This is a genomic window from Liquorilactobacillus sucicola DSM 21376 = JCM 15457 (assembly GCF_000612445.1).
Lineage (GTDB): Bacteria > Bacillota > Bacilli > Lactobacillales > Lactobacillaceae > Liquorilactobacillus > Liquorilactobacillus sucicola.
In genome coordinates this window covers 331,386-343,744 of record NZ_BALC01000001.1, presented here as the reverse complement: position 1 = coordinate 343,744, position 12,359 = coordinate 331,386, and the positions used below count along the sequence as shown (strand labels likewise).

Here is a 12,359-nt window from a genome sequence, read left to right as displayed (position 1 = left end):
ATGCTGGTAGTACATCTTATTAACGATAGTTGAGTTAATTCTCAGTTAAAGACATACAATAGATACCTTCCTCAGCACTTCAATTGTAATATGAACATACGTTTGTGTTAACTATTTTGTTTCGCAACTTCAGTGACAATCTCCAAAATGACAGATGTCGCCTGTTCCATTACCTGAACTGAAATATATTCAAAGCGTGAGTGCATATTCTCGCCGCCTGCGAACAAGTTAGGTGTCGGAAGACCCATAAATGATATTTTTGAACCATCTGTTCCACCGCGAACTGGATAAATAATTGGTTTGATTTTCAAATTTTCCATTGCCTTTTTAGCCAACTCAACGACGGTCATATCTTTTTCAATCACTTCACGCATATTATAATATTGATCCTTCAACTCAAGTATTATTCGCTTAGTGTCGAATCCTGCATTCATCTCCGCAACAATTTCTTTAAACAACCTTTTACGTGCTTCGAATTTTTGGCGATCATGGTCACGGATGATATAGCTCATCTCAGCTTCGTCGACCGTCCCATTCAATTCTACCAAGTGAAAGAATCCTTGCCTTCCATCTGTCTTTTCAGGTACTTCTCGTTGTGGAAGCTGCGCATGAAAATCAAAGGCTAGTTGAAGCGCGTTTATCATAACACCCTTAGCTGTAGCAGGATGAACATTTTTACCAATCATCTTCAGTTTTGCTTGGGCTGCATTAAAGGTCTCATACTCAAGTTCACCTAATGGTCCACCATCAACTGTGTAGGCAATGTCGGCCCCAAATTCAGTAACATCAAAATTATCAGCTCCAGTTCCTATCTCTTCATCTGGTCCGATTCCGATCTTTATCTCACCATGTTTTATTTCTGGATGATCGTTAAGATACTCCACAGCCGTGATAATTTCAGCAATTCCCGCTTTATCATCTGCGCCTAAGAGTGTTGTTCCATCTGTTGTAACAAGATCGTGCCCCGCATAGTTTTTTAAATTAGAAAACTCCTTTGGTGACAATCTATAATGTCCATCTCCCAATGTGATGTCAGACTCGCCGTCATAATTTTTGATAATTTGTGGCTTAATGTTTTGCGCATTAAAGTCAGCTGTATCCATATGAGCTATGAAACCGATAGTCTTGCCTTCCTTGTCCTCCGGTAAATTTCCGGGCAGGGTTGCCAAAACATACCCGCTCTTGGAAGATGTATGCACATCTTGTAGTTTCAGCTTTTTCAACTCCCCGACTAATTCCGTAGCGAATGCGACTTGGCTCTCAGTTGAAGGTATTGCAATAGATTTTTCATCTGAACGCGTGTCCTTTTTTACGTAATTGATAAAACGCGGTAATAGATTTGTGTATTTAGTCATTTGCAAACTCCCCTAATTTTTATTAGATAAAACTAAACGGATCCGTGTTAAGCTGTGACTCAATTATCTTCAGCTGCCAGTTATTTTCAACATTCCATGTCATAAACAACTGCCGCAGCTTCCCCTTACAGACACTCTCAATATGGTGACCTGGATCAAGAGCTGACAATCCAGCTGCCAAAATATCGTGTCCGGTATGATAAGAAATATCTCCCGTTATATATAATTGCGCTCCTTGGCGCTTAGCATAAGTGTAAAATTGACCACCACTTCCGCCTAAAATAGCGACACGTTCAATTTTTTTGCCTGGTTCTCTCGAAACCATGCGTAAAGCGGGTATTTGAAAAGCCTCTTTACAAAACTCTGCTAGTTGCTTAACAGTTTGCGGCTGTTTTAACGTTCCTATACGCCCCATTCCATACGTTTGTCCCATTCCTTCAATTCGTAACAAATCAAAAACAGGTTCTTCATACGGATGAGCCGCATACATTGCCTTGAAAACACTATCTTTTTTGCGTGCCGGAAAAATAACTTCGACCTTTTCTTCCTTAACTTCTGTTAATTCACCCTTTATCCCGATTGCAGGATGTGCCTGCTGATTTGGACGAAAACGCCCAATCCCTTCGTATGAGTAAGAACAAGCATCATAATCTCCAACTTTACCGGCTCCAGCAGCAGCTAGGTCTCTACGCAATCTAGCGGCGGCATCCTGTGGAATAAAAACAGCTAATTTAAACATCGCTTCACTTCGTTTGGGTAAAAGAATGGAAGTTTTTTTGAGACCTATTTTTTCCGCCAGCCAATCATTCATTCCGCCATTTGCATTATCCAAGTTAGTATGCGCGGCAAAAACTGTAATATTATGTCTCAAAAGTTCTGCGTACATCCTGTTTTGCGGATTTGCTAAATCAAATTTCTTGACGGGTCTAAACATTGCCGGATGATGTGCAAAAATAAAATCAACATCATTTGCAATAGCCTCCTGAACGACCTCTGGACGCACATCAAGCGTTACCATAAGTTTGTTAACTTCAGCGTCAAGCTCCCCAATTGTAACCCAATTGGATCGCCCTTTTCAGCCATAAAAGCCGGTGCAAAATCAGCAAAACGTTCGACGATATCTCGGACCTTAGCCATTCAATACATCTCCGATCTTTTTTATTTTAATTTCTAACATTTTTATTTGCTCCAATGGAACCTGACGAGCCTTTTTGATTTCATTCAGGACATGAAGTAATTTTTCTCGCTCTTTTTGCCATTTTTTTACAAAAATCGGACTTTTTTCTTTTCTCAAAAAAGGCCCAAACAAATAGTCATCATCAGTCAGTTCCGTTGTCTTTTCCTTCCATTCCGCAACAATAATTTCATAGATATGCTTGTCTTCTTCAATAATCTCTTCAGTTATGATTTGATAACTGTGTTCCTTTAACCATTCTCTGACCTGTCGTTCACCAATGTTAGGCTGCAAAATCAATCTAGGCTTTCTTGCTAACTTGTCTTTACCCTCATTAAGGATATGGCAAATCAAGGGACCTCCCATGCCACAGATCGTGATTGTGTCAATCTCGTCTTCTTGTGTAATTGCTGCCAATCCATCGGCCAAGCGAACTGCAACTTTTTGAGCAAGACCTTCTTTTTGTATTTCATGGAGAGCGTTCAAGTATGGTCCCTCCACAACTTCGCCAGCAACTGCATAGCTAACCCTGTTATTAATTCCTAAATATGCAGGGAGATAAGCATGGTCAGAGCCGATATCTGCAAGCCGGGCTCCTAGTGGAACATGTTCAGCTACTGCTAATAAACGTGTCGATAAATGTTTTGCATCCATTAAAGTACAACAACTCCTTATCAATATAGGACACATTTAAGTATAACTAACTCTGAAAGACAAAAAAAGCCTAAGAGCTCAAAAATAGGCTATCGGTAGCGAAACTACGGCTTATTCTATTAAATAAGGCAAAAAGGCTTTCTTAGTCACTCCAGAGGCCTATCACGTACTATAAGTAATTCGAGATAGACGGAAATTTTTGGCTTATGGAACACGTTTATACGGAATAAAAGGAGGAGCTGTGCCAAAAGTTAACTTTTGGCACAGCTCCTCCTTATCAAAATATGTGCACTAATGTGTTTCCAAGAAAAGCTGAGCAGTATTTTCCAAAGAAATATCTGCCGTTATTCTTATTTGGGGCTTCCAAACTAATTTTGTGCCTTATCCAGAGCCTGCTTCAAATCCTCAATCAGATCCTCGCTCTGCTCAATTCCGACTGACAAACGAATCAATTCGTTTGAGATTCCGTTTTTCAATCTTATTTTCTCAGGAATAGAACCGTGTGTCATGATTGCAGGAACTTCAACTAAACTTTCGACTGAGCCTAAACTTTCCGCCAGGGTAATGACCTTCAATGCTTCAATGAACTTTTTGACCGAAAGTCCTTTCTTCAGTTCAAATGAGAGCATTCCGCCAAAACCATTCATCTGTTTTTGGACAACCTTGAAGTCCTCTGCCTCTCGATCACCTGGATAGTAAATTTTAGCGATACTTTGATTGTTATTCAGAAATTCAAAAATTTTCTGTGCATTCTTCTCATGTGCCTGCATTCTAACCGCCAGAGTCTTGATTCCCCTTTGCAGCAACCAGCTGTCTTGCGGTCCTAAAATGCCGCCAATCGCATTTTGAAGGTAACCGATCTTCTCACCTAAATCCTTATCCTTTACCACAACCAATCCTGCAACCAAGTCACTATGTCCACCAAGGTATTTAGAAGCACTATGCAGCACGATATCTGCTCCCAAGTTAAGCGGCTGTTGAATATAAGGTGTCGCGAAGGTATTATCAACAATTGTTAGAAGATCATTTTCGTGCCCCACTTCAGCTATAGCCGCAATATCTGTGATCCGCATCAGAGGATTGGTTGGTGTTTCAAGATATACAGCCTTGGTGTTGTTCTTGATCGCATTCTTGACCTCATCCAAATCACGCGTATCGACAACTGTGAATTCTAATCCTTGACGCTTCAACACAGTGTTGATCAAACGGAACGTTCCACCGTAGACATCATTTCCGACAATAATATGATCACCTGCTGAAAATAAGGAGAAGACATTGTGAATTGCTGCCGATCCGGAGGCAAAGGCAAAGCCTGCAACACCATTTTCAAGATCTCTAATCAGGTCCTCTACTGCTTGTCGTGTCGGATTTCCCGTTCGTGAGTATTCATATTCAGGCTGACCTCCAAGTTCGGTCTGCGCATATGTTGATGTCTGATAAATAGGTACGTTAACTGCACCGGTAGCTTTGTCTTGACTGATTCCTGCATGAATTAATTTTGTATTAAACTTCATTATTAAAATCCCCTTTTTATAAGTAAATATTCTGACTGAGATAGCGTTCGCTACTATCTGGAAAAACAGTGACAATATTGCTATTTGGTTCTAACTTTTCAGCTAGTTTTAGACTGGCTGCCAGCGCTGCACCACTGGAACTGCCGATTAACAGCCCTTCTTCTTGAGCCATTTTTTTAACTAAAGAAAAAGCTGCTTCATCGCTAATTGTGTAAATCTGGTCAACATTTTTCTTATCTAGGAACGGAGGAACAAATTCGACTCCTATTCCCTCGATTCGATGAGAATGCTCTGCCCCCCCATTCAGAATAGAGCCCTCCGGTTCGACAATTGCCGTTTCAATCTGTGGAAGACGTTCTTTGAAGTAACGGGCCATCCCAACGAATGTCCCTCCGCTTCCAACACCTGCAACAAATCCATCAATTGCTAACCCATTGGCCTGCATTTCTTCTTCAATCTCAGGAGCGATCGAATGATAATATGCATCTGGGTTGTCCAAATTGTCAAATTGCATGGGAACATAACTATTTGGTATTTCAGCTGCCAATGCACGTGCTTTTCTTATCGCCCCCACAATACCTTCAGCGCTAGGAGTGTGTACTAATTTTGCTCCTAAAGCCTGCATCAGCGTCTGTTTTTCTTGGCTAAATTTTTCAGGAACAACTAAAATTGACTTAAGCCCCAGCTGACCTGCAGCCAATGCAAGTCCAATTCCCGTATTGCCTGCAGTTGCTCAATTATCGTTGTCCCTTTCTTAACTAAACCTTCATCTTGAGCTTGCCGCAACATGTACTTTCCTAAACGGTCCTTGATACTGCCGCCAGGATTAAACATTTCTAATTTGGCAAATATGTGCGTATTGTTTGGTGCAGCAATCTTTAACTGAATCAAAGGTGTGTTCCCAACCAATTCCTCTACAGTTTTATATATCATCCGTTATTACCTCCTCTAGAAAAAGAAAAAGGGCGCGAATCTTAAAAGATTCACGCCCTGTACGTAGGAAATCAAACAGCTGGATCTAACAATTCCATACTCAGCAGAATTGCAACATAGAATCTATGCATCTCAAAGCAGCCGTATTTCCAACGTCAAAACGCGAAATACGACAACAACATGAGCTATGCAAAATTTCCATGTTATAATCAGCCATTGTTATCCCCCTCTTCTTTACAAATAGAATACCCCAATCAATTGCAGAAAGCAAGCAACTAATTAGAAGAATTATCAGTTTATCCTTGAGTTCCTTATTCCAAAAAATCTTTAAGCTGCTTAGAACGTGATGGATGCCGCAGTTTTCGAAGTGCCTTAGCCTCAATTTGTCGGATTCGTTCACGCGTGACTCCGAAAACTTTACCGACTTCTTCCAGCGTTCTAGTGCGCCCATCGTCAAGACCAAAGCGCAACCGCAACACATTTTCTTCCCGGTCTGTCAACGTATCAAGTACACTTTCCAACTGTTCCTTCAACAATTCATATGCTGCATGATCAGCTGGGCTGGTTGCGTCGTGATCCTCAATAAAATCACCCAAATGTGAATCATCCTCTTCGCCAATAGGTGTTTCAAGCGATACTGGTTCCTGAGCAATCTTTAAGATCTCACGTACCTTGTCTGTGGGCATATCCATCTCAGCCCCAATTTCTTCCGGCATCGGCTCTCTACCCAAATCCTGCAACATCTGTCGCTGAATTCTGATCAGCTTGTTAATCGTTTCAACCATGTGCACAGGTATCCGAATCGTCCGAGCTTGATCAGCTATCGCACGCGTGATAGCCTGTCTGATCCACCAAGTAGCATAAGTTGAAAATTTGAACCCTTTGCGATAATCAAATTTTTCAACAGCCTTCATCAGCCCCATATTACCCTCTTGAATTAAATCAAGGAAAGACATTCCGCGGCCCACATATCGTTTAGCAATTGATACAACTAACCGCAGGTTGGCCTCAGCCAGCCTTTGTTTAGCTTCATCGTCTCCTTCCTCAATTCGCAGAGCAAGTGCAACCTCTTCATCGGCTGTCAGCAAGTTCACACGTCCAATTTCTTTTAAATACATTCTAACCGGATCATTGATCTTGACACCGGCAGGAGCAGATACATCTCTGTCCTTGGTTGCCTTTTCTGCCTCGCTGGAAGCTGCCTTCAAGCTATGTTCACTGGGTTCGCCTTTTTCATCAACTACCGAAATCCCTGCATCTTCTACTTTTTGAATCATCTTTTCCATCTGCTTTGCATCTAAGCCGAATGGTGTTACTAATTTTTTCGTCAAATCATCATAATTAATCTGTTTCTTAGGCTTATAACCCCTTATAAGCTCGCGCAAAGCCTTTGTATATGCTACCTCATTCAATGCATTACCTTTTTTGTTTTCTGCCATGGGAGGTCCTCCTTATAATGATGTCGACTTCTCTATCTGTTGCTGCCTTAATAGATTGACTAATTTAATTGTCAAACTCGTTACTAAATCGTTATTATTCATTCTCTTAGCATCAGAAAGTTGTTTCTTGGTATCCCTTATTTTATCTTCAAGCGGAGATTGTTTCATGATTAAGTCAACGCAATCATCGACCTCCTCTTCACTGGTATCTTCCGCATAAACACTCATCGCTAATTCTATCAACAATTGACGCAGCGACTCGTCCTCTAAATAATCAAGAAAACGCGCCGTGTCGTACTCGCTGTAGACGTTAAAGTACCCTTCAGCTATCAGATAGATCGTCTGGTACGGATCGTGCACAAAAGAAAAATTGCTAATCTCTCTTACCTTCAACCAGACATTATGATCGTGCAGCAATCGATACAACAATAGACGTTCAGCTTTTTCAACCCGGTCAAGGTGTCTTTGCTCGTTTCTCGCTTTAACAATCCGGTCCTTGCGCAGCACTCCTGGCTGCCTATCTTCTTGTTTAGCAAACTCGCGGTTTCGACTGTCTTTCGTCGCATAGGTCTGTAACTGCGCTTCAAGATTAGATTTTTCAATTCCAAACCGTTTACCAAGCTGATTCAAGTAAATATCTCTCTCAACCGGCGACTTAATCTTTGCTAAGCGCTGCAATACATCTGCCAAATAAGCTAGCTGATCCGCCTCATTCGCTAGGTTGCGATCCTGTTCATAGTATCGCATATAAAAAGCGATAGTCGTTTCACGCGAACTATGTGCGAGTTCATGAAACTTTTCTGAACCATACTTTTTCACATATTCATCAGGATCCATCTTTTCAGGAATATGCAGAACCCCTAACTCCATTTTAGTCAGCGGTTCTAAAAGATTTATTGCCCGAGCTGTCGCATGCTGCCCTGGATCGTCTCCATCATAACAAATATCCAGATGATCCGTTATCCTTTCAAGCAGATAGACTTGCTCATTCGTCAAGCTTGTCCCCATCGAAGCCACGCCGTTTTCAACTCCTGCTCGATAAGCAGCCAAAACATCCATAAACCCTTCGAACAAAATGGCTGACTTTTGCTGACGAATCTTACTTTTTGCTTTGTCAAAATTAAAAAGCACTTTACGCTTATTAAAAATCAATGTTTCAGGACTATTCAAATACTTAGGTTGCTTATCATCCTTAATTAAAAGCCTCCCAGAAAAAGCTATCGTTTCTCCTCGGGGATCTCGAATGGGAAAAAGAACTCTGTTTTGAAATCGTTCCTTCAAGGAGCCATCTTGCAACTCAACAAAAAGCCCAGATTTACGTAAAAGCTGATGCTCTAAACCCTTTTCTTTGAAAAAAGCTTCTAATAACTCCTTAGCTGGGGCAAAGCCCAAATTAAACTCTTGAATCATTGCATCATCTAGTCCACGTTCGTGCAAGTACGTTAATGCCTTTTCACCCATCGCTGTATTCACAAGAATATGATTGAATAGATGAGCAGCATCGTTATACATTGTTTTCATTCGCGTTGTTTCTGATGACTCAGAAACATTATCATTACTTAAATTATCTGTAATCTCCTTTGATAGCTTAACATTTCCTAACTCAGCAACACGCACAACAGCATCTGGAAATGAAAGATTTTCAATTTCCATGATAAACTTGAAAACATTGCCCCCACGGTGGCATGAAAAGCAATGAAAAATTTGCTTTTCTTCAGTCACAGAGAAAGATGGTGTTTTTTCTTCATGAAAAGGACAAAGTCCAAAATAATTTTTCCCCGATTTTCGCAGCTGAACATATTGTCCAACTATCTCAACAATATTGACACTAGAGCGTACAGTCTCGATAACTTCTTCTGGAATTCGTCGACTCAAACCATCTCACCCCATCTTGTCTGACAGTTGTTGTGTTTATAAAAGCCGCACGTTAATGTGCGACTTTTCAAAAAAATTACAATCGTATTTATAGTACAATAATGCCCTTCAAAAAGCAAATAATTAAATTACGTTCCATTTGCAACAACCGCTACAGTTAGTTTAGCACGACAAGCCCATTTTTCAATCAAAAAAGGCTTTGTTGATAACCAGAATTCCTCCAGCCGCAACAAGCCTGAACTACTTTACGATTTCTCAGCAGTTTCAATCAAGATCATTCTCAAATTACTTAACATTCAACTTATCCAGCGCTCCAAATTCACGAGTTAAGGATGCAATACTCAAAAGCTGTGTTAAACGATTAGCTCGCACTCTTTCATCATCGACCATCACCATTGTTTCATCAAAATAGTTATCGATCAACGGACGCAGTGAACTCAATGCTGCATATAATTGTTCAAGTGAGCTATCTTTCCCTTCTATCTGGGATACTGCCTCAAACAAATCCTTTTCCGCTTGGTTTTCAAATAAAGATGGTTCAACTCTTTCTAACTTATCACTTGAAGCTTTTTTTGCTAAACGCAACACACGCGTGAGGGCTTCGATATTTTCTTTAAAATCAGCGTCTGCTTGATGTTTTTTCAATATTTTCGCAGATTGACTCATTTTAACAAAAGAATTAGTTTCAACACCAGAAACGGTTTCGATGATATCAAAGCTGAACTCATGCTCACCGAGTAGCTTCTTAAGGCGCTCGACTATGAAAGAAACAGCCTCCGCAGCATTCTTTGTCGGCTTGATATTGCTATATAGTTCTGGCGCATTCTGGTAATTTTGCTCAATCATTTTTTGCAGCGAAACCGCAGAAAATGCCCAATTACGTGTGCGCGCTATACGCACAATACCCAAAGCCTGTCTCCTCAAAGCGTATGGATCGTTTGAACCAGTAGGGATAATTCCAGCTGCAAAAAATGCACCGATGCTGTCAATCTTATCAGCTATTGCTAACAATGCTCCTACCTTTGATTCAGGCAATTCTCCGTTTGAAGAGTTAGGAAGATAATGCTCCCTAATGGCCGTTGCAACTGCGGGGCTTTCACCCATCAGCAAGGCATATTTTTCCCCCATCACACCTTGAAGTTCAGAAAATTCACCAACCATGCCTGTAACTAAGTCGAATTTATAGATTTCTGCAGCGCGGTCAAGTGCTCTTTCTTCTGCTTCAGTCAATTTATTTTCTTCATCTAAACTTGCTGCTAGAAGTTTGCTTAAAGATTGAACTCTCTGCATTTTCTCATACACTGTTCCAATTTTATCATGAAACATAACTTTTTTTAGGCGGTCAACGTAGTCTGCAATCGTTTTCTGCTGGTCTTCATGATAGAAGAAAGCTGCATCTTCAAGTCTTGCCGTCAAAACCTTTTCGTTACCAGCTATGACCTTTTCTAAATGTTCGCCATCCCCATTGCGCACTGAAACAAAATGTGGAAGGAGTTTGTCAGCTTGATCTAAGACGTAGAAGAAGCGCTGATGATCCTTCATTGAGGTTATCAAAACTTCATCTGGAATGTCCAGATACTTTTCAGCAAAATTTCCAGCAAATACCGTTGGGAATTCAACCAAATTGTTAACTTCTTCAAGCAACGAGGGATCGACCACAATTTTCCAATGATTCTGCTGTGCCAACTTCTTGATTTGCTGTTCGATCATTTTTTTACGTTCGGTTGCATCAGCAATAACATGCTGTGCAAGCAGTGCTTGCGGATAATCCGCAGCGTTTTTCAGCTCAATCTGGGTGCCCCAAAAACGGTGTCCTTGTGTAACACGATCTGTTTGAACATTTAAAATACTAAACGGTACGATCTGCTCATCCAAAAGTGCTACCAACCAGCGAATAGGCCGGACATACTTAAAATCGTTATTTCCCCAGCGCATCATCGTTGGAAAAATCATTGAAGTAACCGCATCTTTGATCCCTGTAAGGATTTCCGCTGCCGTTTTACCAGCGATGAATTTTTTAACATATGCGTACTCTGTGCCTTTAAGTTCCTTGAAGAAAATATCATCTGGTTGCATTCCTTGCCCACGTGAAAAACCGATTGCTGCTTTAGACCAATTTCCATCTTTGCCAACGGCTATCTTCTTAGCAGGCCCCTTCGCTTCTTCCTCAACATCCTTTTGTTTATCGGCTACACCCGTGATTTTAATCGCCAATCTGCGCGGAGTAGAAAATGTCGCTATTTTTTCAAATTCTAAACGCTGTTCTTTCAAAAAAGCAGCGACACGCTCCTTTAGTTGCTGAACGCTCGGAGTTACAACATGTGCAGGGATCTCTTCTAACCCTACTTCAAGTAAGAATGTATGACTCATACCTATTTGTCCTCCTTCAATAACTTGTTCCGCAGTTCCTCGTCTTTTAACAAAGGAAAACCTAATTTCTTTCTTTCGGCCACAAAAACCTTGGCAATGGACTTAGCCATATTGCGAATCCTAGCCAAATAGCCAGCCCTTTCAGTAACTGAAACTGCACCGCGAGCATCCAACAGATTAAATGTATGGCTGCATTTTAAAACGTAATCATATGCAGGGTGAACTAGTCCGTTCTTGATCTGTTTCTTCGCTTCCGTCTCAAATGTATCAAACAATTTGAATAGCATGTCTTGATTACTTTCTTCGAAAGAGTATTTCGAATGTTCATACTCTGGTTCACCAAAAATATCGCCATACTTGACCCCTGCAGCCCATTCTAAATCAAAGACAGAATTAACATCTTGAATGTAGGAAGACAACCGTTCAAGTCCATAAGTAACCTCTGAAGCAACTGGTTTGACTTCTAAGCCGCCGACTTGCTGAAAATAAGTAAACTGGGTGATCTCCATTCCATCCAACCAAACTTCCCAACCAACACCGGCACAACCCATCGATGGATTCTCCCAGTTATCTTCAACGAATCTAATATCATGTTCACTCGGATCAATACCCAAAGCACGCAAACTATCCAAGTACAAATCTTGGATATTAGCCGGTGATGGTTTCATGATAACTTGAAATTGATGATGTTGGTAAAGACGGTTAGGGTTCTCACCATACCGCCCATCCGCCGGTCGCCTTGATGGTTCAACGTAAGCTGCATTCCAAGGCTCTGGCCCGATTGCACGCAAAAAAGTATAAGGACTCATCGTCCCAGCACCTTTTTCAGTATCATAAGCTTGCATCAGCATACAACCTTGTTTAGACCAGAAATGCTGTAGCGTCAAGATAATATCTTGTAGAGACAATTTTTCTGACATTGTTTTCCTCCTTATAATTAACCCAAGATTATTCATCCATGAAAGCATAAAAAAGCCTATGCGACCACAAACGAACAGTCACATAGGGACGATTTTGGTATAACCGCGGTTCCACCCTACTTCTA

At 41.0% G+C, this 12,359-nt stretch carries 7 protein-coding genes and 2 pseudogenes; all 9 read right to left on the bottom strand.

Going from position 1 to position 12,359, the window contains the following annotated elements:
* Positions 1-107: 107 nt before the first annotated feature.
* Positions 108-1,355, bottom strand: coding sequence for a peptidase T (gene pepT / locus JCM15457_RS01740; protein ID WP_034986925.1), 1,248 nt, complete (start codon positions 1,353-1,355; stop codon positions 108-110).
* Positions 1,356-1,377: 22 nt separating this feature from the next.
* Positions 1,378-2,492 (bottom strand): annotated as a pseudogene (locus JCM15457_RS01735) (Nif3-like dinuclear metal center hexameric protein).
* A complete protein-coding gene (locus JCM15457_RS01730; protein WP_034986923.1) occupies positions 2,485-3,183 on the bottom strand; it encodes a tRNA (adenine(22)-N(1))-methyltransferase in 699 nt (232 codons plus the stop codon). The pseudogene JCM15457_RS01735 and the gene JCM15457_RS01730 overlap by 8 nt, the downstream one beginning before the upstream one ends.
* A 368-nt stretch (positions 3,184-3,551) precedes the next feature.
* Complete coding sequence (locus tag JCM15457_RS01725; protein WP_034986921.1) at positions 3,552-4,697, bottom strand: trans-sulfuration enzyme family protein; 1,146 nt, start codon at positions 4,695-4,697, stop codon at positions 3,552-3,554.
* Between the two features lie 16 nt (positions 4,698-4,713).
* Positions 4,714-5,630, bottom strand: a pseudogene (locus tag JCM15457_RS01720) (PLP-dependent cysteine synthase family protein).
* Between the two features lie 311 nt (positions 5,631-5,941).
* Positions 5,942-7,069 (bottom strand): RNA polymerase sigma factor RpoD, encoded by a 1,128-nt coding sequence (rpoD, locus tag JCM15457_RS01715; protein ID WP_034986919.1) that lies wholly within the window; start codon positions 7,067-7,069, stop codon positions 5,942-5,944.
* Between the two features lie 12 nt (positions 7,070-7,081).
* Positions 7,082-8,944, bottom strand: coding sequence for a DNA primase (gene dnaG / locus JCM15457_RS01710; protein WP_034986916.1), 1,863 nt, complete (start codon positions 8,942-8,944; stop codon positions 7,082-7,084).
* 285 nt (positions 8,945-9,229) lie between these two features.
* Positions 9,230-11,314 (bottom strand): glycine--tRNA ligase subunit beta, encoded by a 2,085-nt coding sequence (gene glyS / locus JCM15457_RS01705; RefSeq protein ID WP_034986915.1) that lies wholly within the window; start codon positions 11,312-11,314, stop codon positions 9,230-9,232.
* A 2-nt stretch (positions 11,315-11,316) separates the two neighbouring features.
* A complete protein-coding gene (gene glyQ / locus JCM15457_RS01700) occupies positions 11,317-12,234 on the bottom strand; it encodes a glycine--tRNA ligase subunit alpha (RefSeq protein WP_034986913.1) in 918 nt (305 codons plus the stop codon).
* Positions 12,235-12,359: the final 125 nt, after the last annotated feature.

What these genes read in the sequence shown, in the direction of transcription:
- rpoD (WP_034986919.1), bottom strand. Translation starts at nt 7,069, where the DNA reads ATGGCAGAAAACAAAAAAGGTAATGCATTGAATGAGGTAGCATATACA.
- pepT (WP_034986925.1), bottom strand. Translation starts at nt 1,355, where the DNA reads ATGACTAAATACACAAATCTATTACCGCGTTTTATCAATTACGTAAAA.
- glyS (WP_034986915.1), bottom strand. Translation starts at nt 11,314, where the DNA reads ATGAGTCATACATTCTTACTTGAAGTAGGGTTAGAAGAGATCCCTGCA.
- JCM15457_RS01725 (WP_034986921.1), bottom strand. Translation starts at nt 4,697, where the DNA reads ATGAAGTTTAATACAAAATTAATTCATGCAGGAATCAGTCAAGACAAA.
- glyQ (WP_034986913.1), bottom strand. Translation starts at nt 12,234, where the DNA reads ATGTCAGAAAAATTGTCTCTACAAGATATTATCTTGACGCTACAGCAT.
- JCM15457_RS01730 (WP_034986923.1), bottom strand. Translation starts at nt 3,183, where the DNA reads ATGGATGCAAAACATTTATCGACACGTTTATTAGCAGTAGCTGAACAT.